The following is a 25380-nucleotide window of genomic DNA, read 5'->3' as shown; positions in this document are numbered from 1 at the left end:
GTCCGCTCGTGCCTGGCCGGCGGTCCGCCGGCTCGGTGGCGCACCCGCCGAACATTCGGGTGGTGTTCGCCGGGCGGTCGTGAAGATTTACCACGCCGGGGCCGGAGATCAGGAAGGCGCTTTGTGACGCAGCACACAGACAGAAACGCGCAAAGAACGCCCCAAGGGGACATACAGGGGCGTTTCCTTGACTCGATCATTACCCGGATTTGATCGTCCGCTGAGCGGACGCCCGAACCGGGCCTTCACCCGTGAAACCGGGCGATCAGGGCATCAAGGTGGAGACCAGCGTCTCCTGGAGCCCGCCCAGCCACAGATACGCCATGACCATCGGCTTGCGCGGGTCCTCGTCCGGGAGCCGGTAGAGCAGCTCGGTGTCGTCCTCGTCCGTGATCTCCAGCCGGGCGCCGATCGCCAGCCGCAGGTCGTTGAGCGCGCCGAGCCACTGCCGGGACTCCCCGGCGGAGAGCTTCAGCACGGCCCCGCCCTCATCCGCCGCCTCCGAGGCGAGCGCGTCCAGGGCCCGGACCACGGCGAGGGCGTTGTCGCGCTTGCCGGCCCGCAGGTCGTTCTCGGTGTAGCGGCGGAACTCGGCGGAGTACGCCCGCCGCTCCTCCGCCTCGCGCGGGCCCGGCGTCGCCTCGGGGTCGCCGTAGGCGTCGGGGAACAGGCGCCGCAGCACCGGGTCGGAGGGCGGCTCGCTGGGGCCGTCGGCGAACAGCTCGGCGAGCGGGTCGCCGGGCGCGTCCCCCGCGGGGCCGGGGCCGATCAGCTCGAGCAGCTGCACGGCCAGCGACCGGATGATGGAGATCTCGACGTCGTCGAGTGCGACGGCCGCGCCGCCGCCGGGGAGCGGTTCGAAGTGTCCTGGCATGGAGGGGTTTCAGCTACTTCCGTCCTGCGGGCGGGCGGTGGGTCATTTCCGGTCCTGCTGGAGGGTGGCCCACAGACCGTAGCCGTGCATGGCCTGGACGTCCCGCTCCATCTCCTCGCGGGTGCCGCTGGAGACGACCGCCCGGCCCTTGTGGTGGACGTCGAGCATGAGCTTGGTGGCCTTGTCCTTGGAATAGCCGAAGTACGACTGGAAGACGTACGTCACGTAGCTCATGAGGTTGACGGGGTCGTTGTGGACGATCGTCACCCAGGGCACGTCGGGCTCGGGCACGGCGGAGACCTCTTCCGCCGACTCGGTCTTCTCGATCTCGATGGGTGCGGCTGCCGTCACATGGCCCATGCTGCCACCACAGGGGGGTACTCGCACAAACGGGCCTGCGGAGCCGCGCCGTGAGCCCGCCGGACCCTAAATCGTCAGACTGACGAAATGGGGGTACCATGCTCGTCATGAACACAGCGGACGTTGGGCTGCCGGAAGAAGAGGAGCGCGAAGCGCTTCCGCGTAAGGGTGGTGGCGGGCGACGGGTGGGCGTTCCCTCGACGGCGCTCTTCACGGACCAGTACGAGCTGACCATGCTGCAAGGCGCCCTGAAGGCGGGCACGGCCGGGCGGCGGAGCGTGTTCGAGGTCTTCACCCGGCGACTGCCGGAGGGACGCCGCTACGGGGTCGTCGCCGGCACCGGACGGGTCCTGGACGCGGTGGAGAACTTCCGTTTCGACGCGGACGTCCTCGCCTTCCTGCGCGAGCGCGGCATCGTCGACGAGGAGACCCTGGAGTGGCTCGCCGGCTACCGCTTCGGCGGGGACGTGTGGGGCTACCCCGAGGGCGAGGTCTACTTCCCGGGCTCGCCGATCATGCGGATCGAGGGCACCTTCGCCGAGTGCGTGCTGCTGGAGACCGTGATCCTGTCCATCCTCAACCACGACTCGGCCATCGCGGCGGCGGCCTCCCGCATGGCCTCCGCCGCCGGGGACCGGCCGCTGATCGAGATGGGCGCCCGACGCACCCACGAGCTGGCCGCGGTGGCCGCCGCCCGCGCCGCCTACGTCGGCGGTTTCAGCACCACCTCCGACCTGGCCGCCGGCTTCCGCTACGGCATCCCGACCGTGGGCACCTCCGCGCACGCCTTCACGCTGCTGCACGACAGCGAGCGGGACGCCTTCCGCGCCCAGGTGGACACCCTGGGCCGGGGCACGACCCTGCTGGTCGACACCTACGACGTCGCCGAGGCGGTCCGTACGGCCGTGGAGGTGGCCGGCACCGGGCTGGGCGCGGTGCGGATCGACTCCGGCGACCTGCTGCTGGTCGCCCACCGGGTGCGCCGGCAGCTGGACGAGCTGGGCGCCACCGGGACGAAGATCGTCGTCACCTCCGACCTGGACGAGTACGCCATCGCCTCGCTGGCGGCGGCGCCCGTGGACGCGTACGGCGTCGGCACCCAGCTGGTGACCGGCTCGGGGCACCCGACGGCGTCGATGGTCTACAAGCTCGTCGCCCGCGCGGAGTCCGCCGGCCCCGACGCCCCGCTGGTGCCGGTGGCCAAGAAGTCCTCCGGCGGCAAGACGTCCGTCGGCGGACGCAAGTGGGCCGCCCGGCGCCTGGACGCCCACGGGGTGGCCGAGGCCGAGGTGGTCGGCACCGGGCCCGTGCCCGACGAGCTGGCCGACCGGCAGCTGCTGGTCGAGCTGATCAAGGGCGGCGAGGCGGTCGCCCGCGAGCCCCTGGACGCCGCACGCGACCGGCACATCGCGGCCCGTGCGCGGCTGCCGCTGTCCGCCACCCAGCTCTCCCGCGGGGAACCCGTCCTTCCGACGGAGTACCTGCACGGGGGGTCGGGTAGCTAAAGCTGGTGCGACGACGCGATGCAGCCCGTGGTGGCCTCTCCCGGACCGCCCTCGACGTCCATAGGCTCGGAGGTGCAGCAGCCTCCGGGCCGGCCCCCGCTGCCCCCCGCCCCCTCCCGGACCTCATAGCCGAAGGACACCCGCCATGCGCCGCGCCTTGATCGTCGTAGACGTGCAGAACGACTTCTGTGAGGGAGGCAGCCTCGCGGTGGCCGGGGGTGCCGACGTGGCCGCCGCCATCACCGAGCTGATCGGGCAGGCGCCGGCCGGCTACCGCCATGTCGTGGCCACCCGCGACCACCACATCGCGCCCGGCGGCCACTTCGCCGACAACCCCGACTTCGTCCACTCCTGGCCGGCGCACTGCGTGGCCGGCACGGAGGGCGTCGGCTTCCACCCGAACTTCGCGCCCGCCGTCGCCTCCGGCGGTGTCGACGCCGTCTTCGACAAGGGTGCGTACTCCGCCGCCTACAGCGGTTTCGAGGGCACCGACGAGAACGGCGTGCCGCTCGCCGACTGGCTGCGGGAGCGCAGGATCGACGAGGTGGACGTGGTGGGCATCGCCACGGACCACTGTGTGCGCGCCACCGCGCTGGACGCCGCGCGGGAGGGCTTTCGCACCCACGTCCTGCTCGACCTGACCGCCGGAGTGGCCCCGGAGACCACCGAGCGGGCGCTGGAGGAGCTGCGGGAGGCGGGCGTGGAGCTGTCCGGCAAGCCGGTCGTCCAGTAGCCCGCCGAACCCCTCACGCGGAGGCCGCCGGACGTCAGGTCTGGGCCGACGGGCGTCTGAGCAGGGCCCGGATGGGGTGCCACAGCTCCTGCACCGGGTCGAGGCCCGTGATGCCACCCGCCGGGGCCGTACGCCATATCAGGCCGTCCGGGTGGTGCAGGACCGCGGTGATCTCGTCCGGGCTCGGCGGGGCCGCGTTGCCCCGCAGGTAGACCGCCCGCAGCCCCAGGTTGCGCAGCCTGGTCAGGGCGCGCGCCCGGTTCGCCGCGTGCACGAGCACCCGGACACTGCCCGGTCCGTCGGCGGCGGGGCTGGGCAGGTTCAGCGCCACCACCACGGTGCCGTTCGGCAGCTTGCAGAAGCCTCCTGCGGCCATGCGGTCATACCCCCGTGTCGGTCGGTGTCGATCCGTGTGTCAATAAGAGAACCACAGGACGCACCTAAACACGGATCGGCGGCGACCCGCTAGAGGGTCGCCGCCGATCATGCTCTGACCTGCGAAGATGCTGTCTTACCTACCTGCGGGGCCGACCTCCAGCTCGATGGTCGAGCCGTTCCTGGCCTCCTTGAGGATCTTGATCTTCGTGTTGGTGTCAGTGATCTTGACGCCGCCGGTCGGGTTCGACTCGTCGTAGTAGTCGTTCTTGCGGTCGTTGAAGACCGACACACCCTTCGAGCCCGGGATGTACTTCGCCACGTCCGCCTTGTGCAGCGTCATGCCGTCGGTGCGGTACTTGCTGAACGGCGAGTCGTAGCTCTGGATCCGGTTGCGCATCAGCGTGCCGTCGGCCCACTTCAGCGCGGTCGGGTGGGAGTCGACGGGCAGGACCAGACCCGTGCCGGGGTGCTGGCTGGTGTTGTTGTCCGCCTGCGAGGTGTCCCACTTCCAGATGAGCAGGCCGTTCTGGTACGCGTAGTGCTCGACCCAGTCCGGGCGCTCGGTGAAGCCGAAGTTGTACGGGCCCACCTTCAGCGTCTTGTCGTACGACACGTACTGCCGGTTCTCGGCGATGTAGTACTGGGCGTAGTCCTTGGTGAAGGACGCACCCACGCGCGAGAAGCCGCTCTTCGTCCAGGCCGCGTCCTCGGACTCGGCGTTGTCGGTGAACACCGCCGCGCCGTCCGCGGTCACCGTGATCGCGTCGGCCGTGAAGCCCTTCTGGGCCACGCCGCCGTCGGTCTGGTAGCGGAAGCGCAGGTCGATCTTCTGGCCGGCGTAGGCGTCGAGGGAGTACGCGAACTTCGTGTAGCCCTCGAGCGTGCCGTGCAGGGCGGGCTTGTCGCTGCCGTCGCGCGGGATCGGCTTGCCGTCCACGGTGCCGTCGACGGCGGTCCAGTTGGCGCCGCCGTCGGTGGAGACCTCGGTGTAGAGGTAGTCGTAGTTGGCCTCGATGTCGTACCAGCCGTCGAAGGTCAGCTCGGCGGACGACGTACCGGTGAGGTCGACCGAACGCGTCAGCGTGTTCTTGAGGTTGTCGCCGCTGCCGCTCCACCACTGGGTCTTGCCCTCGGCGGGCTCGACGATCTCGGTGGTGACCGCCTTCTTCGGCAGCTCGACGACGAGCGCCTGCTTGTGCTTGGTGTTGTACTCGGCCACGCCCAGCTTGTGCCAGGAGTTCACCCCGGCCTTGGCGGTGTCGTAGTTCAGCCAGCCGAGCTGGAGCTTGTCCCAGGCGGTCATGTCGCCGGGCAGGTCGCCGATCTCGTTGCGGCCGGTGCCCAGCCAGGAACCGGAGGACATCAGGGTCCAGAAGCCGGTGGAGTTCTCGCCGCCCGCGGTGTCGTAGTGGTCCGGCAGACCGAGGTCGTGGCCGTACTCGTGGGCGAAGACGCCGAGTCCGCCGTTCTCCGGCTGAATGGTGTAGTCGCCGACCCAGACACCGGTGGAGCCGATCTGTGCGCCGCCCAGCCTGTTCTGCTCGGGACCGGTGGCGCCGGCGTCGGTGCCGAAGGCGTACCAGCGGTGGGCCCAGATCGCGTCGGTGCCCTGGGCGCCGCCGCCCGCGGACTCGTCCTCGCCGGCGTGCACGATCTGGAAGTGGTCGATGTAGCCGTCGGGCTCGTTGAAGTCGCCGTCGCCGTCGAAGTCGTAGCGGTCCCACTCGTCGAAGCGGGCGACGTCCGCCTTGATCTGGGCGTCGCTGCGGCCGGCCGCCTTCTGCTGCTCGACCCAGGCGTTCAGGCCGTCGCTGACGACGTTCCACACGCTCGGGCAGTTGGTCTGGCCGCAGGCGTTGTTGCCGTAGCGGGCCTCGTTGTAGGGGACCTTGACCCAGTCGGAGACCTCGCCCTCGACCGAGTAGCGGCCGGAGGACTGCTTCTCGTAGTAGGTCTTGACCGAGTTGACGCCCTTGCCGGAGCCGAAGTACAGGTCCTCGAAGTGCTGCCGGTCGTAGTCGGCCTTCCACGCCGTGGAGTTGTCCGTACGGCGGTCCGGCTTGGCTATCTGGTTGTGCAGCGGGCCCGGGGTGCCGCCGTAGCGGCTGTCGATCTCGTCGCCGAACTCGACCAGGATGGTGAAGATCTTGTCGGTCTTCTCCCGGCCCAGTTCGACGTACTTGGCGTCGCCCTTCTTGCTCTTCAGCTGGACGACGTTGGAGCCGTCCTTCTTCTTCACCGAGGCCTTGCCGGAGATGACCTGCTTCAGGGCCTCCTCGCGCTGGGCCTCCTGAGTCTTGCTCAGCGGGCCTTCGAGGTCGTGCCCGTGGTTGTCCTTCGCCGGGTGCGGGTCCTGGCGGTCCACGGCCTCCGGACGGACGGGCACGTCCGCCTGCACGACGCCGGCGGCGGAGAGCGTGGCGCCCGCCGCGGCGATGGCGACGGCGGTGGCCGCCGCTCTCAACGTCCAGGGTCTACTGGTCACTTGAGTTCCTCCCCCGCGTGCGCGTGCGCGGATGGGGGGTCAGAGAGGCGTGCAGGGGTCCGCGCACGCGTGATCAACGCGTGTTTTCAAGTGACGACATTTGACTAGAGGTTCGCCGGAAAAGACAGACCTTGACTTGAGCAGATCAAGTGCACTATGCGGAGCGCGCGTCCGCTTTGCGGACAGAGGGCGGGGCAGACCACGGGGCAGACCACGGGACAGACGGCGGGGCGGGCGACGGAACAGACGGCGGGGCGGGCGACGGGACGGGTGAGCCGCCGAGACCGTCACCGAGGTCCTCGAACGGGCGCGCGAGACCGTCCACTTGCTGGACGCCATGACTCCGTGCGCCCCCCGTGCATCGGCACTGTTGGTCAGGTCACGCTTACTGTTCGTTCCCCTCGGGCATGCAGGCGACTAGAGTCGATTGGCGGAACGCCCTGACGTCGGCGGAAAGCCAGGCCGACAGCCCGTTTCGCCCCCGATGTCTGCCGAGGACACGATGGCCATGCCACGCCCGACCGTCGCACAGTTCGCCTACGGCTCGTGCACCGTGATCTTCTCGACCCTCGCCATGCTGCTGGCGGCGCAGGCGGGTTCCGCACCGGGAGTCGCCGTCACCGCCGCCATCGCCGTCGTGGCCCTCGCGCTCGGGCTGCTGGTCGCGCTCACGGTGGCGGCCCCCAAGTCGCCCCGCACGGCGGCCGCCCGGCCCGCCGCGGCCCCCCGCCGCCAGGAGCCGGTGCCGGCGTCCCGGACGGCCGGGCCCGCGAGCGAGCCGGTGCGCCAGCGGGCCGCCTGACCGCCGCCGGGTCCCCGGCCCGGCTCAACGGGCGCTGACCACGACCGTCTTGGCCGCCTTGTCGTGCAGGCCCTGCTTGTAGGGCTTGTCGAAGAAGCTCCAGCCGCCGCAGATGATCGTCCAGATGCAGGCGCAGCAGAAGGCGAACGGAATCCACAGCACCGCCGCGCGGATCAGCGAGGTCTGGACGGAGGGCGTGGCGCCGTTGTCCAGGTTGGCCACGCGCAGGCCCATCCACTGCTTGCCGAGGGTCTGTCCGCGCTTGGCCGTCATGAAGGTGTCGTAGCCCATGTACAGCACGACGGCGATGAGCGACTGGCCGAACGACTTGGTGGCTTCGATCTGATCGCCGTCGAACTCGTACGAGTTGACCCGGAAGGCCCAGCTGAGCAGCCAGACCACGGCGCCCACCAGGATCATGTCGACGATCCGCGCCAGGGTGCGCCGGCCGCTGTCGGCGAGCGGGGGCATGCCGGCCAGCGGGTCGGTGGGATAGCCGCCACCGCCGTACGGGTCACCGCCGTAGGGTCCGCCGCCGTAGGGCCCTCCCCCCGGGGGTCCGCCGCCGTAGGGCGGGGGCTGGCCGCCGGGCGGGGGCGGGCCGCCGGGCGGCGGGCTGTCGTACGGCGAGCCGGATCCGCCGGTGCCACCGCTGCCGGCGCCCGCACCCGGGCCGGGCGGCGGGGGCTGCTTCCTGAACGGGTCGTCGTCGTCCGGCCGCTGCTGGCCGGAGCCGGGAGGCGGTTCGCTGCTCATGGCCCGAGTCGACCGCGATCCCCACGGTGCCGCATCCGGCGAGCCGCCGTCCGGAGTACGGCGGCCCGGACGGGCGACGGACCGTCAGCCCGACACGAACGTGTGCGCCGCCTTGTCGTGCCAGCACTGGTGCCAGGGCCGGTCGAACAGGCACCACAGCACGCCCACGACACCGACGACCAGCAGGCCGGGGATGCTGTAGACCAGCCAGCGGCGCAGCGCGGCGCCGAAGGACGGGGCCTCGTGGCCCTCGATGTCCCGCACCTCCAGACCGAGCAGCTTCTTGCCGAGGGTGCGGCCCCACTTGGCGGTGGGCAGCACCTCGTACACGACGCCGCCGAGCAGCAGGACGGCCAGCACGATGCCCAGGTACAGGGACGTGGTGCCGTCCAGGAGCCAGACGGTGACGGTCTCGCCGGAGAGCTTGGCCGCGTCGATCTTGCCGTTGACGTGGTCGACGGCCTTGAGGCCGAGGGGTACGGCGGCCACGGCGGTGACGGCGCCCAGGACGAGGGTGTCCAGCAGCCGGGCGGCCAGCCGCTTGCCGAGCCCGGCGGGGCGCGCCGCGGCCTGGCGCCGGGCGGCGGCCTGGAACGGGTCCTCCACGGGCGGCTTCCACGGTGCGACGGGCTGGTCCTCGCCGGCCGCGCCCGCGAGCCGGTGGACCTGCTGCGCCCAGGAGGACTGGCCGCCGCCCGGTCCGCTGGTCAGCGGGGTGGCGGCAGCGGGCGCGGCGGCCTGCGCGGGGACGGAGGCCTGCTGGGGCGCGGCGGGCTGCTGAGGGCTCGCGGACTGACGGGCGGGCGGCGACGGGTGGGGGACCGAGGGCGCCACCTGCTGGGGGCCGGAGAGGGCCGTCGGCGCGGCAGCCGGTCCGGGCTGCGCGGCGGACGGTGCCGACGGCGCGGCGGCTGCCGGACCGGCCTGGGAGGTGCCCGCCTGGCCGGCCCGGGCGGCGGCCTTCCCGGCTCCGAAGCCGGGGCCGGGGCCGGCGGAGGGGTTCGCGGTGCCGGATCGGGACTCGGCCTGGTGCCGGCCGACGCGCGGGGGCACCGGACGGAAGGTCATCGTGCCGTCGTCGGCGGCGCGGGCCGGCTGTGCGTCGGCGGTGGGGCGGCGGAAGACGAACGTGCCGTCGGTCCCGCTCTCCGCCTCGCCGGGCGCGTCCTGGGAGGCACCCTCGCCCCGGGCCGCGCGACCGTCGGACTGCGCCGGCCCGGCGGCCTGTGCCGCCCCGGCGGACCGGCCGTCGGCGGAGCCACCGCCGGAACCCGCCTCCGCCGCACCGGCACCAACGCCCGCACCGGCGCCGGCACCAGCACCAGCACCAGCACCAGCACCAGCACCGACCGAACCAGCACCGGCGGCCCCACGGTCCGCCGCACCGGGGGCGCGGCCCTCGGCGGTCGCGGCGCCGGAGGCTCCCGTTCCGTCGGCTCCGCCCGCGGCGGCCGGGCCGCCGGCCGCGGGCCAGCCGCCCGCCCCGGCGTCGGCGGCTCCGCCCCCGGCGGCCGGGTTCCCGGACGAGGAGGCGGACGCGTGCGGCACCCTCGGGTCGCCGCCCTGCGGCGCGGCCGGCCACGGGATGCGGCGGCCCTCGCCGGAGCCCCACGCGGACGCGGGCTCCGGCGCGTTGCCGTGCGGGGACGGTGCCTGCGGGTCGGCGGGTCCCGCGGGCTCCTCGACCGGGTCCTCGTCGAAGAAGTGCGGCCCGGTCTCCTCGACCGAGGGCTGCGCGGGGCGCACGCCGGGCGGCGGAGCGAGCGGTTCGCCGTCCTTGGGCGCCGGCCGGCTGGTGCCCGGCACCCAGGCGGCGCCGTTCCAGTACCGGACATATCCAGGAATGGACGGGTCCGGGTAATACCCTTCGCGGGGCCTGTCGTCGCCGGGGGCCGGGGTTGGGGCGCTCATGTCCGTCGTCCCGTATCTGCTCGGTGGGTGGTATGGGGGCCTCCACATCTATCAGACCGGCGCACGGCGCACGGCCACTCCCGCCGGACCCGCCCCTTTCCGGGCAACCTCGCGCACCCCGCTTCACACCCGCGGGAGCCCACGGAAAAAATCTTCGGCGAACCCGCGTAACGCTCCCGGCTCCGGCCGCTCTCCCTCGTGACGGACCGACCCGCGTCGTGAGAGAGGAACCACGTCATGCACCCCACCGTCGTAGAGCGCGAACTGGAGATGCGGCTCATCCTGGCGCCGGAGTACGCCATCCCGGTGCCGGCCCTGCTCGGCTACCGCACCGACGACCCGTACGCCGTCCACATCACCTTCCACGTCGACTCCGACCGGCCGGTGCACTGGACCTTCGCCCGGGACCTGCTGGTCGAGGGCGTCTTCCGGCCGTGCGGGCACGGGGACGTGCGGGTGTGGCCGACGAAGGCGGACGGGCGCAGCGTCGTGCTGATGGCGCTCAGCAGCCCGGACGGCGACGCCCTGCTGGAGGCGCCGGTGCCGCAGGTGTCGGCCTGGCTGGAGCGGACGCTGCGCGCCTGCCCCCCGGGGGCGGAGGGTGGGCAGCTCGGCCTGGACGACGGTCTGGCCGAGCTGCTCGCCCAGTGAGGCGGGTGCGTCAGAAGAGCTTGCCCGGGTTGAGGATGCCGAGCGGGTCGAAGGCCTGTTTGACGGCCCGCTGCATCTCCAGCCCCACGGGGCCGAGTTCGCGCGCCAGCCACTCCTTCTTCAGCACGCCCACGCCGTGCTCGCCGGTGATCGTGCCGCCGAGTTCCAGGCCGAGGGCCATGATCTCGTCGAAGGACTCGCGGGCCCGCCGGGACTCCTCGGGGTCGGCGGCGTCGAAGCAGACCGTCGGGTGGGTGTTGCCGTCGCCCGCGTGGGCGCAGACGCCGATGGTGAGGTCGTACTTGGCGGCGATGCGCTCCACGCCCTCGAGCAGGTCGCCGAGCCGGGACCGGGGCACGCACACGTCGTCGATCATCGTCGTGCCCTTGACGGCCTCCAGCGCGGTCAGTGACAGCCGGCGCGCCTGGAGCAGCAGTTCGGACTCGGCGGCGTCGTCGGCGGGGACCACCTCGGTGGCGCCTGCCGCCTCGCACAGCGCGGCGACGGCGGCGAGGTCGGCGGCCGGGTCCGGGGTGTCGAAGGCGGCCAGCAGCAGGGCCTCGGTGGTCTCCGGCAGGCCCATCTGCGCCAGGTCGTTGACCGCCTTGACCGTCGTACGGTCCATCAGTTCCAGCAGGGAGGGGACGTGGCCCTGCGCCATGATCCGGCAGACCGCGTCGCAGGCGGCCGCGGCGGAGGCGAACTCGGCGGCCAGCACCAGTTGCCGCGGCGGCTTGGGCCGCAGCCCCAGCACCGCCCGGACGACGACGCCGAGGGAGCCCTCGGAGCCGACGAAGAGGCGGGTGAGGTCGTACCCGGCGACGCCCTTGGCGGTGCGGCGGCCGGTGGACATCAGGCGGCCGTCGGCGAGGACGACGTCGAGGCCGAGGACGTACTCGGCGGTGACCCCGTACTTGACGCAGCACAGGCCGCCGGAGGCGGTGCCGATGTTGCCGCCGATGGTGCACATCTCCCAGCTGGAGGGGTCGGGAGGGTAGTAGAGGCCGTGTTCGTCCACCGCGCGGGAGAGCGCGGCGTTGACGACGCCGGGTTCGACGACGGCGATCCGGTCGACGGGGCTGATCTCCAGGATGCGGTCCATCTTGGTCAGGGACAGCACGATGCAGCCGTCGGTGGCGTTGGCGCCGCCCGACAGGCCGGTGCGGGCGCCCTGCGGCACGACCGGGACGCGGAGCCCGGTGGCGGTGCGCATGACGTGCTGCACCTCTTCGACGGTGCGCGGCAGGACCACCACGGCGGGGGCGCCGGCCGGGCAGAAGCTCGCCATGTCGTTGGCGTAGGAGGTCGTGACGTCGGGGTCGGTGAGGACGGCGTCCGCGGGCAGGCCGCCGAGCAGCCGCTCGACGAGGTCGCCCGCGAGGGCGCCGTCGGCTTCGGGGCGCGCTTCGATACGGCTCATGATCACAGGGTCGCACCGGGGGCCATCGGTGTGAACCCCGCGGGCGGCGCCCTTCGGCTGCCCGGGTGCGCTCCTCGTACGAGCGCACAGTATGCGGTGTGATGACCATTCTGGACGTTCCCGAACCCCGGCGGCGGCGTGCCCGGCGCGTGCGCCGGGTGCTGGTCGCCTCGGCGGCGGGGTGTGCCGTGCTCGCCGGGGTGCTGGTGCTGGTGCCGGGGCCCTGGGAGCGCGGGGCCGCTCCCCCGCCGGCGCCGGGCCCGGCGGCGCAGGCGCGCAGCGCGGTCACGGCCGGGGCGCCGGCGGCGCTGTCGGACCTGGCGGTGCTGATCGAGGAGCGGGAGGCGCGGGTGCGGCAGCGGCCCGCGGACGCGGCGTCGTGGGCGGTGCTCGGGGCCGCGTATCTGGAACAGGGGCGGCGCACGGCGGACGCGGGGCGCTATCCCCGGGCCGAGCGGGCGCTGCGCAAGGCGCTGAAGCTCCGGCCGCACGACGCCCGCGCGCTGGAGGGCCTGGCGGCGCTGGCGGTGGCGCGGCGGGACTTCCCCGCGGCGGAGAAGTGGGCTCGGGCCGCGCGCGAGGCGGCGCCGAAGCGGTGGACGGCGCAGGCGGTGCTGATCGACGCCCACACCGGGCTCGGGGACCACGAGGCCGTGGCGAAGGCGCTTCAGAGGATGACGGAGCTGGGCTCGGCACCGGCCGTCCGGGCGCGGGCGGCGGCCGTCTACCGGGACAAGGGCTGGCGGGAGGACGCGGCGGCGCAGATCTCCGACGCTGTCGCGGCGGCCCGGACGCCGGCCGAGCGGGCGGCGTATCTGGAGCAGGCCGGGCGGCTGGCGTTCGAACGGGGGGACCGGGAGGCGGCGCTGCGGCACTTCGAGGAGGCGCTGCGCACCGATCCCGACCTGCGGGCGGGGCAGGCCGGGCAGGCGCGGGCGCTGGCGGCGCTGGGCCGGACCTCGCAGGCGCTGGCGGCGTACCGGGCGGCGCTGGCCGAGCAGCCGCGCGCCGAGTGGGCGCTGGAGCTGGGCGAGCTGTACGAGTCGCTGGGGCTCGGGCAGGCCGCTCGGGTCCAGTACGACGTGGTGCGCGACCGGGTGCGCAGGGCGGCGGCGGCCGGGGTGGACGAGGATCTGGTGCTGGGGCGGTTCGAGGCCGACCACGGGGACGCCGGGGCGGCGGTGCGGCGGCTGCGGGCCGAGTGGGAGCGGCAGCCGGGGACCGAGGTGGCCGACGCCCTGGGGTGGGCGCTGTACCGGGCCGGGCGGTACGAGGAGGCGCTGCCCTACGCGACGCGGGCGACCGAGGGCGAGCAGGGCGGCGGGGTGCGCAGCGCGCTGTACGTGTTCCACCGGGGCATGATCGAGCGGAAGCTGGAGCGGTGGGGGCAGTCACGGCGGCATCTGAAGGAGGCGATGCGGATCAACCCGTACTTCTCGCCGCTGTGGGTGCCGGAGGCGGAGCGGGCGCTGAAGGCGCTGGGCGAGCCCCCCATGGGGGACCCGCCCACCTCGTAGCCGATCCCGGGCGATCAGAGGTTGCCGCGCTTCTCCTGTTCGCGCTCGATGGCCTCGAACAGGGCCTTGAAGTTGCCCTTGCCGAAGCCCATGGAGCCGTGCCGCTCGATGATCTCGAAGAAGACGGTCGGGCGGTCCTGGACCGGCTTGGTGAAGATCTGGAGCAGGTAGCCGTCCTCGTCGCGGTCGGCGAGGATCTTCAGCTCGCGCAGCGTCTCGACCGGCACCCGGGTGTCGCCGACCCACTCGCCGAGGGTGTCGTAGTAGGAGTCGGGCGTGTCCAGGAACTGCACGCCGGCTGCCCGCATCGTGCGGACGGTCTGCACGATGTCGTTGGTGTTCAGCGCGATGTGCTGGACGCCGGCGCCGCCGTAGAACTCCAGGTACTCGTCGATCTGGGACTTCTTCTTGGCGATGGCGGGCTCGTTGATCGGGAACTTGACCTTGAGCGTGCCGTCGGCGACGACCTTGGACATCAGCGCGCTGTACTCGGTGGCGATGTCGTCGCCCACGAACTCCTTCATGTTCGTGAAGCCCATGACCTTGTTGTAGAAGCCGACCCACTCGTTCATGCGGCCGAGTTCGACGTTGCCGACGCAGTGGTCGATGGCCTGGAAGGTGCGCTGGGCCGGCGGCTCGACCATCGGGGCGGCGGCGGTGTAGCCGGGCAGGTAGGGGCCGTCGTAGCCGGTGCGCTCCACCAGGGTGTGGCGGGTCTCGCCGTAGGTGGCGATGGCGGCGAGGACGACGGTGCCGTGCTCGTCCTTGACCTCGTACGGCTCGGCGATCGAGCGGGCGCCGTGCTCGACGGCGTAGGCGTGGGCGGCACGGGCGTCCGGGACCTCGATGGCCAGGTCGATGACGCCGTCGCCGTGCTCGGCCACGTGCCGGGCGAGGAAGCGGCCCCAGTCGGTGGCCGGCTTGATCACCGAGGTGAACACGAAACGGGCGGAGCCGTTCTCCAGCACGTAGCTCGCGGTCTCGCGGCTGCCGTTCTCCGGTCCGGAGTAGGCGACCAGCTGCATGCCGAAGGCGGTGGAGTAGTAGTGCGCCGCCTGCTTGGCGTTGCCCACGGCGAAGACGACCGCGTCCATTCCCTTGACCGGGAAGGGGTCGGCCTGCCGGGCGGTGTCGGGAGTGTGGTGTGTGGTCTGCGTCATAGCCGCAGGGTCTCCCGCCCACGCAAGGTGCGCAATAGTTTGCGTTTCCACTGGGCAATCTGCTCAGTGCGGGGCCCGTCGGGGCGGGCGTTCTGTACAGGATGACCAGCCGGAGGGGTGAGGGCGTGGGGATCGACCGACTGGACGGGCGGATCATCGGGCTGCTGGCGCGGGAACCGCGCATCGGGGTGCTGGAGATGTCCCGGCGGCTGGGCGTGGCCCGCGGCACGGTGCAGGCGCGGCTCGACCGGCTTCAGTCGAACGGAGTCATCCGCGGTTTCGGCCCGCAGGTCGATCCGGCGGCGCTCGGCTACCCGGTCACCGCGTTCGCCACGCTGGAGATCCGGCAGGGCCAAGGGGCCGACGTAAGGGCGCACTTGGCGGGTGTGCCGGAGGTGCTGGAGCTGCACACCACGACCGGCACCGGGGACATGCTGTGCCGTCTTGTGGCTCGCTCGAACGCCGATCTCCAGCGGGTGATCGACCGGGTTGTCGGTTTTGATGGCATCGTCCGGGCCGCGACGGCGATCGTGATGGAGAACCCGGTTCCGCTGCGGATCATCCCGCTGGTGGAGCAGGCGGCCGGAGACGGACGCGAGTGAGACCGGCCTCCCGGAGGTGAGCACGGGTGAACTTCTGGGAGTTCCTGGTCAGCCGCCACCAGCAGCTGCTCGCCGACGCCTACCAGCACGCCAGTGCCGTCTTCCAGTGCATGGTGGTGGCCACGGCCCTCGGGGTGCTGATCGGTGTCGTCACCTACCGCAGCGAGTGGGCCGGCAACCTGGCGACGCTCACCACGTCCACCATCCTGACCATTCCGTCGCTGGCCATGATCGGTCTGCTCATCCCGATCGTGGGCCTGGGCGTGCCGCCGACGGTGACCGCGCTGACGCTGTACGGGCTGCTGCCGATCGTGCGGAACTCCATCGTCGGGCTGCGCGGCGTCGACCCGGCGCTGGTGGACGCCGCCAAGGGCATCGGGATGTCCCGGACGGCCCGGCTGCTGCGGGTGGAGCTGCCGCTGGCCTGGCCGCCGATCCTCACCGGCATCCGGGTCTCCACACAGATGCTGATGGGCATCGCCGCGATCGCCGCGTACGCCTCCGGTCCCGGCCTCGGCAACGAGATCTTCCGCGGGATCGCCTCGCTGGGCAGCAAGAACGCGCTGAACCTGGTGCTCTCGGGGACGCTCGGGATCATCGTCCTCGCCCTGCTCTTCGACGCCGCGTACGTGCTGATCGGGCGGCTGACCATTCCGAGGGGGATCCGTGCCTGAGACGTCCGGGAACGCCGCCACCACGTCGGGTGCCGAAGTGGCCGCATCCGGTGCCCAGGTGGCCGCGTCGGGTGCCGCGATCGAGCTGCACCACCTCACCAAGCGCTACCCCGGCAATCCGCAGCCGGCCGTCGACAACGTGTCGATGGAGATCAGGGCCGGCGAGACCGTCGTCTTCGTCGGCCCGTCGGGCTGCGGGAAGTCCACCACCCTGAAGATGATCAACCGGCTGATCGAGCCGACCGGCGGGCGCATCCGCATCGGCGGCGAGGACGTCACCGACATGGACCCGGTGAAGCTGCGCCGCAAGGTCGGCTACGCCATCCAGGCCTCGGGCCTGTTCCCGCACATGACGGTCGCGCAGAACATCGCCCTGGTGCCGAAGATGATCGGCTGGTCCAAGTCGCGCGTCCGCTCCCGGGTGGAGGAGATGCTCGACCTGGTGGGTCTGGACCCGGGCGAGTTCCACGGCCGCTATCCGCGCCAGCTCTCCGGCGGCCAGCAGCAGCGGGTGGGCGTGGCACGGGCGCTGGCGGCCGATCCGCCGGTGCTGCTGATGGACGAGCCGTTCGGCGCGGTGGACCCGATCACCCGGGACCACCTCCAGGACGAGCTGATCCGGCTCCAGCACGAGCTGCACAAGACGATCGTCTTCGTCACCCACGACTTCGACGAGGCCATCAAGCTGGGCGACCGGATCGCGGTGCTGCGCGAGCGCTCCCACATCGCGCAGTTCGACACGCCCGAGGCCATCCTCACCAACCCGGCCGACGACTTCGTCTCCGGTTTCGTGGGGGCCGGGGCGGCGCTGAAGCGGCTGAACCTCACGCGGGTGCGGGAGGTGGAGATCACCGACTATCCGACGGTGACCGTCGACGACCCGCTCCAGCAGATCTTCAACCGGCTGCGGGACAGCGGCACCAACGAGATCCTGCTGCTGGACAAGCGACGGCGGCCCTACAAGTGGCTGCGGCGCGGCGACCTGATGCGGGCCAAGGGCTCGCTGGCCCGCGCGGGCACGCTGGTGCACGACACCGTGACCCGGGACGCGACGCTGCGGGACGCGCTGGAGGCGGTGCTGACCGACAACACCGGGCGGGTGGCGGTCACCGGGCGGCGCGGCGAGTACGAGGGTGTCGTCGACATGGAGACGCTGCTGAACTCGGTGCACGAGCTGCTGGAGGCGGACCGGCTGGACGCGCTGGCGCACCAGCACGACCTGGCGGAGGCCCGCGCCGATCAGACCCATGCCGAGCAGGAGGGCCACGGAGGGGAGGCGAAGGCGTGAGCGGCTTTTCCGGACGGCACCCGAAGGGCTCCGCCGGGCGCCCCTCGAAGGGCTCCCCGGGGCCCGGAGCGCCGGGCCCCGCCGGGCGCTCCCCCGGGCGTGCCTCCTGGCGCGCCTCCGGGCGCCGGGCGCGGCGGCCCGAGGACGAGCCGGAGGACGGCGAGCTGGGCCTCGGGGCGGGCGACGAGGACGCCGGGGGCACGGGAACGGACGAGGGCGAGGGCGCCCCCGCACCGGGGCCGCGGTCGCCGGCCGCGACGAAACGGCGGGTCACCTGGCAGAAGCTGACGTTCCTTCCGGCGCTGATCGTCGCGGTGCTGCTGGCCACGTGGCTGTGGTTCCGCCAGGCCGACCTGGACGCGCTCAGCCGCAACGCCCTGTCCGACGGCCGGGTCACCGAGGCGCTGTGGCAGCACGTGCAGCTGACGGTGATCTCCACGTTCTTCGTGCTGATCATCGCCATTCCGCTGGGCGTCCTGCTCACCCGCCGCATGTTCCGCAGGGCCACGCCGGTGGCGCTGGCGTTCGCCAACATGGGCCAGGCGACCCCGGCGATCGGTCTGCTGGCCCTGCTGGTGATCTGGCTGGGCATCGGCCGCCGGGCCGCCCTGATCGGCATCATCGTCTACGCCGTCCTGCCGGTGCTGTCGAACACCATCGCCGGGCTGAAGGCCAACGACCCGACGCTGCTGGAGGCGGCGCGCGGCATCGGCATGTCGCCGCTCGGCGTGCTGACCCGCGTCGAACTCCCGCTGGCCGTCCCGCTGATCCTGGCCGGTGTGCGCACCGCCCTCGTGCTCAACGTGGGCACGGCGACGCTGGCCGTCTTCGGCGGGGGCGGCGGCCTGGGCGTGCTGATCACCACCGGGATCACCAGCCAGCGGATGCCGGTGCTGATGCTGGGCTCGATCCTCACCGTCGCCCTCGCCCTGCTGGTGGACTGGCTGGCCTCGCTCGCCGAACTGCTGATGCGCCCGCGCGGGCTGGAGGTGGGGACATGAGAGCGCGTGTCTGGCTGCTGCTGGCCGCCCTGCTGGCCGCCGCCTCCGGCTGCGGTCTGACCAGCGGCTCCCCGATGGTCGACGACGTGGAGCCGGGCACCGTCGGCCGGGGCAGGCCGCTGGAGGGCGCGAAGCTCACCGTCGTCTCCAAGGAGTTCACCGAGCAGCTGATCCTGGGCGCGATCATGGGCATCGCCTTCCAGGCGGCCGGCGCCGAGGTGCTGGACCGCACCGGCATCCAGGGCTCCGTCGGCACCCGCGCGGCGGTGGAGAACGGCGACGCCGACGCCACGTACGAGTACACGGGCACCGCGTGGATCACCTACCTGGGGCACGGCAAGCCCATCCCGGGCGAGCGGGAGCAGTGGCGGGCGGTGCGCGAGGAGGACGCGGAGAACGGGCTGACCTGGCTGCCGCCGGCCCCGCTGAACAACACCTACGCGCTGGCGATGAACCAGGCCAACCACCGGCGGTACGGCACGAACACGCTGTCGGAGGTGGCCGCGCTGGCGGAGCGGGACCCGGGCGCGGTGACGCTGTGCGTCGAGGTGGAGTTCGCCAACCGGGCGGACGGGCTGCCGGGCATGGAGCGGACGTACGGGATGGACATCCCGGCGGACAACATCACGACGATGGACACCGGGATCATCTACACCCAGACCGCGAAGGGCGCCTGCACCTACGGCGAGGTGTTCACCACCGACGGGCGGATCAGGGCGATGAACCTGGTGGTGATGGAGGACGACAAGCACTTCTTCCCGAACTACAACGCGGCGCCCATGGTGCGGACCGCGACGCTGGAGAAGTGGCCCGCGATCGCGTCCGTGCTGGCGCCCGTGACGAAGGCGCTGACCAACGACGTGGCGCGGACGCTCAACGCGAAGGTGGACGTCGACGGGGAGGACGCGCACCAGGTGGCGCTGGACTGGATGATCGACAAGGGGTTCGTGAAGGAAGGCTGAGCCGGCCGCGGTGCCCGGGGTTCAGCAGGCGGGGACCTCGCCCCTGCCGCTCTCCAGGGCGCGCAGGGCGCCGACCGCGCCGTCGAGCGTCTCCACCGGGATCAGCCGCAGGCCCTTCGGCAGCTCCGCCCGGGCGTCGGCGCACTCGGCCTTCGGCACCAGGAACACCGTCGCCCCGTCCCGGCGGGCGGCCTGCGTCTTCAGCGGCACGCCGCCGACGGGGCCGACCTTGCCGCCGGGGGTGATGGTGCCGGTGCCGGCGACGATCCGGCCGCCGGTGAGGTCGCCGGTGTCCAGCTTGTCGACGATGCCGAGGGCGAACAGCAGCCCGGCGCTCGGTCCGCCGACGTCCGCGAGGCGCAGGGTGACGTCCACATCGGCGGCGTCGAGGCCGAGCTGGTCCAGGGCGGCCGTGGTCGCCGCGTCCTGGGACTCCTCCATCTGCTCCTCGTTGTACTGCTCGATCTCCCGTACGTCGTCGCCGCTCGGGTAGACCGCGTCGGTGGGCATGACCGCGCGGTCGGCGGCGAACCAGCCGTCGATCACGTCGCCCAGCCTGACGCGGGCGTCCGGGCCCGTCGCCTCGATGGTCGTCATCCGCAGCTGCCCGCTCGTCTCGTGCGTCGGCGCCCCCGAGACCGTGATCACCGGCGTGCCCCGGTTCTCGCCGAGCACGTTCGCCGTCAGCCCGGGCCGCGCCACGGAGAACGGCAGCGGCGCGAACACGGCGGTGGCGAGCAGCGCCACGACGGGGACGGCGCAGACGGCGAGGGCACGGGGGCGGGAGAGACGAGAGAGCACGGGGTCAATCTAACGTGGGGGTTTCGGCCGAGTGCCCCTGCGCCCCTCGGTGACGCACCCGACGCCGCCCCGGCAGCGAACCGGACGGCCCGGCACCGGCGCACCCGCCCCACCGCGACCACGCCGCGGCCGGCCCGTGGCGTGCCCGGGCCCGCCCGCGTCCACGCCCGAGTCCGCCCTGGCCGTGCCCGGACCCACCCGCGGCTGTGCCGGAGCCCGCCCGTGGCCGCGCCCGGCCCGCCCGCGACCGTGCCGCGCCCGTGGCCACGCCGGGCCCCGGCCGCGATGGCGGCGGGGTCCCCGGTCAGCGCAGCGCCTCGGCCACCTCGCGGGCCGCCTCGACCACGCGCGGTCCCACCCGTTCCGGCACCACGTCCGCCAGCATCACCACGCCGACGCTGCCCTCGACCCCGGACACCCCGAGCAGCGGCGCCGCCGCCCCGCAGGCCCCGGCCTCCAGCTCGCCGTGGGTCAGCGCGTAACCGGGGTCGTCGGGCTGCCGCAGCCGCGCGGACAGGATGGCCTTGCCCGCCGCCCCCCGCTCCAGCGGATGCCGGAACCCGGCCCGGTACGCCACGTGGTAGTCGGTCCAGGTCGGCTCGACCACGGCCACCGCCAGCGCCTCCGCGCCGTCCACCAGCGTCAGATGCGCCGTCGCACCGATGTCCTCGGCCAGCGACCGCAGCGCCGGCATCGCGGCCTCCCGGACCAGCGGGTGCACCTGGCGGCCCAGGCCCAGCACCCCGAGTCCGACCCGGGCACGGCCGCCCAGGTCACGGCGTACGAGCGCGTGCTGCTCCAGCGTGGCGAGCAACCGGTAGACGACGGTCCGGTTGACGCCCAGTTTGTGGGAGAGCTCGGTCACGGTGAGCCCGTGGTCGGTGTCGGCCAGCAGCTTGAGGACCCGTAGTCCTCTGTCGAGCGTCTGGGAAGTCTCCGCGGTCACGACGCCCACTCCTTCAGTGGTGAGGTCGGCGGCCCGTCGCGGCGGATGCGTCACCGAGTCCCGTCGGTGACGCGCTTCAGGCCGCCGATCGGCCGGCGGCCCGGCGGCGGACCGGACCTGAGTCGCTTCACGGCTGCGCTCCGCGGCGGCGTTGCCACGGGGCGTGTGCGTGCAGGGACAGTAGCGAGCCGGTTCGCTCAGCGGAAGGCTCCGTCCAGAATCCGGGCAGTGACCGGTAGGGACTACTGGCCTTTGTCCCGATACGTACGGCGCACGCCCGGGCCGCTCACGCCCGGAAACCGGAGCACGCCCCGGACACCGGCGCACGCCCGAGGCGGGCGCCGGCCCGTGGCGCCCGCGTGCCTCACTTCATCCGGGTCGCCCACTCCTGGACCTTGGCGATCCGCTGCCGCAGCTGCCCGGCCGTGGCCTCGGCGCTGGGCGGGCCGCCGCACACCCGGCGCAGCTCGGTGTGGATGACGCCGTGCGGCTTCCCGCTCTGGTGGACGTAGGCCCCGACCAGACTGTTCAGCTGCCGGCGCAGCTCCATCATCTCCTTGTGGGAGACGACCGGCCGCCGCTCGGCGGGCAGTTCCAGCAGGTCGGCCTCCTCGTCCGGCTTCTTCCGGCTGTGCGCGATCTGCCGTGCCTGCCGCTTCTGGAGCAGCAGCTGCACCTGGTCGGGCTCCAGGAGTCCGGGGATGCCGAGGTAGTCCTGCTCCTCCTCGCTTCCGGGGTGGGCCTGCATGCCGAACTCGGCGCCGTTGTACATGACCCGGTCGAAGACGGCGTCGGACTCCAGCGCCTCGAAGGGCAGCATGTCCTGCTCGCCGGTGTCCTCGTCCTGCTCCCGGTTGGCCTCCTCCATCTCCTTCTCGGACTCGGCGTACGGGTCCTCCTCCTCGCCGCCCTTCTTCGGCCGGTCGAGGACGTGGTCGCGCTCCTTCTCCATCTCGTTGGCGAAGGACAGCAGGTCGGGCACGGTCGGCAGGAACACCGACGCCGTCTCGCCCCGCCGCCGGGACCGTACGAAACGGCCGACGGCCTGGGCGAAGAACAGCGGCGTGGAGATCGTCGTGGCGTACACGCCGACCGCCAGCCGGGGCACGTCGACGCCCTCGGACACCATGCGCACGGCGACCATCCACCGGTCGGTGCCCGCGCTGAACTCGTCGATCCTCTTGGAGGCGCCGGCGTCGTCGGAGAGCACGACGGTGGCCTTGCTGCCGGTGATCTCGCGGATGAGCTTGGCGTAGGCGCGGGCGGAGTCCTGGTCGGAGGCGATGACGAGGGCACCGGCGTCCGGGATGGCCTTGCGGACCTCGGTGAGGCGCTGGTCGGCGGCGCGCAGCACGGCCGGCATCCACTCGCCGCGCGGGTCCAGCGCGGTGCGCCAGGCCTGGCTGATGGCGTCCTTGGTCATGGGCTCGCCGAGGCGCGCCTCGATCTCGTCGCCCGCCTTGGTGCGCCAGCGCATGTTGCCGCTGTAGGAGAGGAAGATGACCGGCCGCACGACGCCGTCGGCGAGCGCGGAGCCGTAGCCGTAGGTGTAGTCGGCCGCCGAGCGCCGGATGCCGTCGCCGCCCTCCTCGTAGGTGACGAACGGGATGGGGTTGGTGTCGGACCGGAACGGCGTACCGGTCAGCGCGAGGCGCCGGGTGGCCGGCTCGAAGGCCTCCAGGCAGGCCTCGCCCCAGGACTTGGAGTCGCCGGCGTGGTGGATCTCGTCGAGGATGACGAGGGTCTTGCGCTGCTCGGAGCGGTTGCGGTGGAGCATGGGACGCACGCCGACGCCCGCGTAGGTCACCGCGACGCCGTGGTACTCCCGGCCGAGCGGTCCGGCGCTGTACTCGGGGTCGAGCTTGATGCCTATGCGGGCCGCCGCCTCCGCCCACTGCTTCTTCAGGTGCTCGGTCGGTGCCACCACGGTCACCTGCTGCACGACGTGGTGGTGCAGCAGCCAGGACGCCAGCGTCAGCGCGAAGGTCGTCTTGCCGGCGCCGGGGGTGGCGACCGCCAGGAAGTCCCGGGGCTGCTCCTGGATGTACTTGTCCATCGCCCCTTGCTGCCAGGCCCGCAGCTTGCTGGCGGTGCCCCAGGGCGCGCGGCCGGGGAAGGCCGGGGACAGGTGGTGCGAGGAGCTGGCGGTGGTAGTCACGGTCTCCGAAGGGGGTAGAGCGGATCGGCCACGTATGACAACCGGGCCACCCTACCGGCGGCCCCGCCGGGCGGGCGCCGGTGCCGGGCCGGGTCCCCCACGGGTGGGACGGACGTCACAGCCGCCCCGCCGGCCGCGCCCGGCTCACCGGGCCCGCAGCCGGGTCGTCACCCACGCCCCCACCAGGGCCACCGCGGCCATCGGCAGGAACACCGCCAGGAAGGCCGCCGGGTGGGAGCCGGTGGCCTGCGTCGCGGCGTGGCTGACCGTGCCGCCGCCCAGGGCCGCGAAGGCGGCACCGCCGGTGGCCAGCAGGAGCACGTTGGACAGGCCGTCGGAGATCTGGAGGGCGGCGGAGTTGGTGCCGGCCTCCTCGGGGGCGGAGAGCTTCAGCAGCAGGACGCTGGTGGAGGAGATCACCAGGCCCATGCCGAAGCAGCCGAAGGCCCAGGCGACGGCCACCGTCCAGGCGGGCACCGCCGGCACCAGCACGCTCGGCGCGGTGGCGATCGCCGCCGCGACCAGGACCATGCCGAGGGTCATCAGCCGCTCCCGGTACGGCTCCACCCGCGCCCGGGACTGCACCCAGGAGCCCAGCGCCCAGGTCAGGCCGCCGGCCGCCAGGGAGAACCCGGCGAGCGTCGGGCTGAGCCCGCGCTGGGTGACGAGCATCAGCGGCACGAAGGACTCGGCGGCGATGAAGGAGCCCGCGGCGACGCCGCGCAGCAGCACGACGGAGGGCAGGCCGCGGGCGGCCCGGTAGGTGCCGCGGGGCAGCAGCCCGAGGACGGCCGGGACGAGCAGCGCCGCGCCCGCTGCGCCGGGGAGCAGGGAGAGCCAGCGCAGGTCCTGGGCGGCGTACTGGAGCAGTCCGGCGCCCAGGGAGATGCCGAGGGCGAGGCGGATGCGGCGGCGGTCGAAGGAAGCGGGCGGCTCCCCCGGGGCCGGGACCGACACCGGGCCGGCGGCGCGGCTGCGGATCTGCGGCAGGGCGAGCGCCAGCGGGAGCACCACCAGCACCGGTATGCCGAGGAAGACCCAGCGCCATCCGAGGTGTTCGGTCACCGCGCCGGAGGCCAGCGGGCCGACGATGGACGGGACGATCCAGCCGGCCGCGAACGCCGCCATGATCGCCGGGCGCAGCCGCTCCGGGTAGGCCCGCCCGACGACGACGTACAGCGCGACGATCACCAGCCCGCCGCCGAGCCCCTGCACGGCGCGGCCGAGGATGAACAGCCACATCGCGCCGGCCGTCCCCGACAGCAGCAGCCCCGCCGCGAAGCTCGCGATGCCCCACGTCAGCGGCGCCAGCGGGCCCCGCCGGTCCGACCACTGGCCGGAGAGCACCATCCCGAACAGGCTCGTCGTGAAGTACCCCGAGAACGCGAACGCGTACAGCGCCACCCCGTCCAGCTCGCGCGCCGCCACCGGCATCGCCGTACCGACCGCGGTCGCCTCGAAGGCGATCAGCACGACCACGGAGACGATGCCGATGCTCAGCGCCCGGTAGGCGCGGCTCAGCACCGTCTCGGCGGGCTCGGCGATGTCCGTACCGCCGACGGGCGCGCCGTCGAGGGCGGTGGACGGTACGGCGGATGCGGTGGCGCCGGCGGTGCCGGCGGTGCCGGCGGTGCCGGCGGTGCCGGCGGCCTCGGTGTCGCGGGGCTCAGGGGCGGTCATGGTCGCCAGAGTAAGGGGCGAACTCGCCGTTGACCCCTGTCGGGGGACGGGTCCGGGACCGGGACCTTGGTCCTACGACCGGCTCCGGGAACCGGCGCGGTGCAGGAGCCAGAGGGTGAAGGCCAGCGCGGAGACGTCCGGGGCCAGCGGGCGGCGGCCGTCGTCGGCCGGGTCACGGGTCAGGACCGCGCCGGTGGCGCCGTCGACGACCACGTCCTGGCCGTCGGCCAGCCGGCCCAGGCGTATCAGGCGGTCCGCCTGCCCGACGGCCGGGTCCCCGTAGTGCTCGGCGAGGGTGGGCAGGGCGATCTCCTCGGCGTCGAGGAGGAACGGGAAGGCGATCTCGGGCAGGCCCGTCTCGCGCAGGAAGCGACGGGTGGGTTCGTGGGTGAGACACGCGGGGAAGTCGATGTCCTCGAAGCGGATCACCCGGCCCCGGCCGAACTCCCGGTCCAGCAGCCGGGGCGGCAGCTCCAGGGCCGGTCCCGGCGGCGGGCCGCGGCCCGCCGCCAGGACCAGGCAGCCGATCAGCGCGGCCGTCCGCCAGAACAGCGGCACCTCGCAGCCCGCCGGTGTGCGCCGGGGCGCGCCGCGCGTCCAGGACGGGTCGTCCGGCGCCGACGCGGGACGGGCCGGTGTCAGCGGCGACGGCACCGGCGCCGCCGCCCGCGTCGTCGCACCGCTCGTGATCTCCCGCATGCCCCCGTGCATCGTCT

General features: G+C 73.1%; 23 protein-coding genes. 10 read left to right on the top strand and 13 right to left on the bottom strand.

Annotated elements, in window-relative coordinates; translation table 11 throughout:
• Positions 1-265: 265 nt before the first annotated feature.
• Together ACZ45Q_RS04015 and clpS are read right to left on the bottom strand one after the other, a co-directional pair.
• The gene (locus ACZ45Q_RS04015; protein WP_468254531.1) at positions 266-874 is read right to left on the bottom strand and encodes a DUF2017 domain-containing protein; all 609 of its coding nucleotides are present in this window, start codon (positions 872-874) and stop codon (positions 266-268) included.
• Between the two features lie 42 nt (positions 875-916).
• Positions 917-1234 (bottom strand): ATP-dependent Clp protease adapter ClpS, encoded by a 318-nt coding sequence (clpS, locus tag ACZ45Q_RS04010; protein ID WP_416526875.1) that lies wholly within the window; start codon positions 1232-1234, stop codon positions 917-919.
• Positions 1235-1341: 107 nt separating this feature from the next.
• Between clpS and ACZ45Q_RS04005 the strand changes: the two genes are divergently transcribed.
• Positions 1342-2739 carry a nicotinate phosphoribosyltransferase gene (locus tag ACZ45Q_RS04005; protein WP_468254529.1) on the top strand — a complete coding sequence of 466 codons (1398 nt, stop codon included), beginning with the start codon at positions 1342-1344 and terminating at the stop codon, positions 2737-2739.
• A 145-nt stretch (positions 2740-2884) separates the two neighbouring features.
• Complete coding sequence (locus tag ACZ45Q_RS04000) at positions 2885-3472, top strand: nicotinamidase (protein ID WP_468254526.1); 588 nt, start codon at positions 2885-2887, stop codon at positions 3470-3472.
• Between the two features lie 34 nt (positions 3473-3506).
• Here ACZ45Q_RS04000 and ACZ45Q_RS03995 read toward each other — a convergent pair whose 3' ends face one another.
• Both ACZ45Q_RS03995 and ACZ45Q_RS03990 read right to left on the bottom strand, forming a co-directional pair.
• The gene (locus ACZ45Q_RS03995) at positions 3507-3848 is read right to left on the bottom strand and encodes a hypothetical protein (RefSeq protein WP_468254525.1); all 342 of its coding nucleotides are present in this window, start codon (positions 3846-3848) and stop codon (positions 3507-3509) included.
• A 135-nt stretch (positions 3849-3983) separates the two neighbouring features.
• Positions 3984-6335, bottom strand: a complete 2352-nt coding sequence (locus ACZ45Q_RS03990) for an immune inhibitor A domain-containing protein (RefSeq protein ID WP_468254524.1) — start codon at positions 6333-6335, stop codon at positions 3984-3986.
• A gap of 508 nt (positions 6336-6843) precedes the next feature.
• Between ACZ45Q_RS03990 and ACZ45Q_RS03985 the strand changes: the two genes are divergently transcribed.
• Positions 6844-7137 carry a hypothetical protein gene (locus tag ACZ45Q_RS03985; protein ID WP_468254522.1) on the top strand — a complete coding sequence of 98 codons (294 nt, stop codon included), beginning with the start codon at positions 6844-6846 and terminating at the stop codon, positions 7135-7137.
• A 24-nt stretch (positions 7138-7161) separates the two neighbouring features.
• On the opposite strand, the gene ACZ45Q_RS03980 is transcribed toward ACZ45Q_RS03985, so the two are convergent.
• Positions 7162-7893 carry an RDD family protein gene (locus ACZ45Q_RS03980; RefSeq protein WP_468254519.1) on the bottom strand — a complete coding sequence of 244 codons (732 nt, stop codon included), beginning with the start codon at positions 7891-7893 and terminating at the stop codon, positions 7162-7164.
• An 84-nt stretch (positions 7894-7977) separates the two neighbouring features.
• Positions 7978-9804, bottom strand: coding sequence for an RDD family protein (locus ACZ45Q_RS03975; protein ID WP_468254516.1), 1827 nt, complete (start codon positions 9802-9804; stop codon positions 7978-7980).
• A 237-nt stretch (positions 9805-10041) separates the two neighbouring features.
• On the opposite strand from ACZ45Q_RS03975, the gene ACZ45Q_RS03970 reads away from it, so the two are divergent.
• Complete coding sequence (locus tag ACZ45Q_RS03970) at positions 10042-10455, top strand: SsgA family sporulation/cell division regulator (RefSeq protein WP_468254515.1); 414 nt, start codon at positions 10042-10044, stop codon at positions 10453-10455.
• Between the two features lie 10 nt (positions 10456-10465).
• Here ACZ45Q_RS03970 and ACZ45Q_RS03965 read toward each other — a convergent pair whose 3' ends face one another.
• Positions 10466-11875, bottom strand: coding sequence for an FAD-binding oxidoreductase (locus ACZ45Q_RS03965; protein ID WP_468254512.1), 1410 nt, complete (start codon positions 11873-11875; stop codon positions 10466-10468).
• Between the two features lie 101 nt (positions 11876-11976).
• On the opposite strand from ACZ45Q_RS03965, the gene ACZ45Q_RS03960 reads away from it, so the two are divergent.
• Positions 11977-13392: a tetratricopeptide repeat protein gene (locus ACZ45Q_RS03960; RefSeq protein ID WP_468254511.1), complete on the top strand. Its 1416-nt coding sequence runs from the start codon at positions 11977-11979 to the stop codon at positions 13390-13392.
• 14 nt (positions 13393-13406) lie between these two features.
• On the opposite strand, the gene hppD is transcribed toward ACZ45Q_RS03960, so the two are convergent.
• Positions 13407-14552, bottom strand: a complete 1146-nt coding sequence (gene hppD / locus ACZ45Q_RS03955; RefSeq protein ID WP_468254508.1) for a 4-hydroxyphenylpyruvate dioxygenase — start codon at positions 14550-14552, stop codon at positions 13407-13409.
• 125 nt (positions 14553-14677) lie between these two features.
• On the opposite strand from hppD, the gene ACZ45Q_RS03950 reads away from it, so the two are divergent.
• The 5 genes from ACZ45Q_RS03950 to ACZ45Q_RS03930 all read left to right on the top strand — a co-directional run bounded on the left by ACZ45Q_RS03950 (position 14678) and on the right by ACZ45Q_RS03930 (position 19079).
• Positions 14678-15154, top strand: coding sequence for an Lrp/AsnC family transcriptional regulator (locus ACZ45Q_RS03950; protein WP_468254506.1), 477 nt, complete (start codon positions 14678-14680; stop codon positions 15152-15154).
• A 26-nt stretch (positions 15155-15180) separates the two neighbouring features.
• The gene (locus ACZ45Q_RS03945) at positions 15181-15828 is read left to right on the top strand and encodes an ABC transporter permease (RefSeq protein ID WP_468254503.1); all 648 of its coding nucleotides are present in this window, start codon (positions 15181-15183) and stop codon (positions 15826-15828) included.
• Between the two features lie 37 nt (positions 15829-15865).
• Positions 15866-17116, top strand: coding sequence for a betaine/proline/choline family ABC transporter ATP-binding protein (locus ACZ45Q_RS03940; RefSeq protein WP_468255302.1), 1251 nt, complete (start codon positions 15866-15868; stop codon positions 17114-17116).
• Positions 17117-17280: 164 nt separating this feature from the next.
• Positions 17281-18117 (top strand): ABC transporter permease, encoded by an 837-nt coding sequence (locus tag ACZ45Q_RS03935; protein WP_468255299.1) that lies wholly within the window; start codon positions 17281-17283, stop codon positions 18115-18117.
• A complete protein-coding gene (locus ACZ45Q_RS03930; RefSeq protein WP_468254501.1) occupies positions 18114-19079 on the top strand; it encodes a glycine betaine ABC transporter substrate-binding protein in 966 nt (321 codons plus the stop codon). The genes ACZ45Q_RS03935 and ACZ45Q_RS03930 overlap by 4 nt, the downstream gene beginning before the upstream one ends.
• A 21-nt stretch (positions 19080-19100) precedes the next feature.
• Here the strand turns inward: ACZ45Q_RS03930 and ACZ45Q_RS03925 are convergent, their stop codons facing one another.
• The 5 genes from ACZ45Q_RS03925 to ACZ45Q_RS03905 all read right to left on the bottom strand — a co-directional run bounded on the left by ACZ45Q_RS03925 (position 19101) and on the right by ACZ45Q_RS03905 (position 25363).
• Positions 19101-19880, bottom strand: coding sequence for a S16 family serine protease (locus tag ACZ45Q_RS03925; RefSeq protein WP_468254500.1), 780 nt, complete (start codon positions 19878-19880; stop codon positions 19101-19103).
• Positions 19881-20184: 304 nt separating this feature from the next.
• Positions 20185-20826, bottom strand: a complete 642-nt coding sequence (locus tag ACZ45Q_RS03920) for an IclR family transcriptional regulator (RefSeq protein WP_468254498.1) — start codon at positions 20824-20826, stop codon at positions 20185-20187.
• Positions 20827-21190: 364 nt separating this feature from the next.
• Positions 21191-22984 (bottom strand): DEAD/DEAH box helicase, encoded by a 1794-nt coding sequence (locus tag ACZ45Q_RS03915; protein ID WP_468254496.1) that lies wholly within the window; start codon positions 22982-22984, stop codon positions 21191-21193.
• A gap of 144 nt (positions 22985-23128) precedes the next feature.
• Positions 23129-24664 (bottom strand): MFS transporter, encoded by a 1536-nt coding sequence (locus ACZ45Q_RS03910; protein WP_468254493.1) that lies wholly within the window; start codon positions 24662-24664, stop codon positions 23129-23131.
• Positions 24665-24736: 72 nt separating this feature from the next.
• Complete coding sequence (locus tag ACZ45Q_RS03905) at positions 24737-25363, bottom strand: SUKH-4 family immunity protein (protein WP_468254491.1); 627 nt, start codon at positions 25361-25363, stop codon at positions 24737-24739.
• Positions 25364-25380 lie beyond the last annotated feature (17 nt).

Source organism: Streptomyces sp. NPDC031049 (genome assembly GCF_055571015.1).
This window is presented reverse-complemented; position numbering and strand designations above follow the sequence as displayed.

Coding starts and splice junctions, on each gene's coding strand:
- ACZ45Q_RS04000 (WP_468254526.1), top strand. CDS start 2,885: ATGCGCCGCGCCTTGATCGTCGTAGACGTGCAGAACGACTTCTGTGAG.
- ACZ45Q_RS04005 (WP_468254529.1), top strand. CDS start 1,342: ATGAACACAGCGGACGTTGGGCTGCCGGAAGAAGAGGAGCGCGAAGCG.
- ACZ45Q_RS03985 (WP_468254522.1), top strand. CDS start 6,844: ATGCCACGCCCGACCGTCGCACAGTTCGCCTACGGCTCGTGCACCGTG.
- ACZ45Q_RS03960 (WP_468254511.1), top strand. CDS start 11,977: ATGACCATTCTGGACGTTCCCGAACCCCGGCGGCGGCGTGCCCGGCGC.
- ACZ45Q_RS03905 (WP_468254491.1), bottom strand. CDS start 25,363: ATGCGGGAGATCACGAGCGGTGCGACGACGCGGGCGGCGGCGCCGGTG.
- ACZ45Q_RS03930 (WP_468254501.1), top strand. CDS start 18,114: ATGAGAGCGCGTGTCTGGCTGCTGCTGGCCGCCCTGCTGGCCGCCGCC.
- ACZ45Q_RS03995 (WP_468254525.1), bottom strand. CDS start 3,848: ATGGCCGCAGGAGGCTTCTGCAAGCTGCCGAACGGCACCGTGGTGGTG.
- ACZ45Q_RS03970 (WP_468254515.1), top strand. CDS start 10,042: ATGCACCCCACCGTCGTAGAGCGCGAACTGGAGATGCGGCTCATCCTG.
- hppD (WP_468254508.1), bottom strand. CDS start 14,552: ATGACGCAGACCACACACCACACTCCCGACACCGCCCGGCAGGCCGAC.
- clpS (WP_416526875.1), bottom strand. CDS start 1,234: ATGGGCCATGTGACGGCAGCCGCACCCATCGAGATCGAGAAGACCGAG.
- ACZ45Q_RS04015 (WP_468254531.1), bottom strand. CDS start 874: ATGCCAGGACACTTCGAACCGCTCCCCGGCGGCGGCGCGGCCGTCGCA.
- ACZ45Q_RS03910 (WP_468254493.1), bottom strand. CDS start 24,664: ATGACCGCCCCTGAGCCCCGCGACACCGAGGCCGCCGGCACCGCCGGC.
- ACZ45Q_RS03975 (WP_468254516.1), bottom strand. CDS start 9,804: ATGAGCGCCCCAACCCCGGCCCCCGGCGACGACAGGCCCCGCGAAGGG.
- ACZ45Q_RS03980 (WP_468254519.1), bottom strand. CDS start 7,893: ATGAGCAGCGAACCGCCTCCCGGCTCCGGCCAGCAGCGGCCGGACGAC.
- ACZ45Q_RS03965 (WP_468254512.1), bottom strand. CDS start 11,875: ATGAGCCGTATCGAAGCGCGCCCCGAAGCCGACGGCGCCCTCGCGGGC.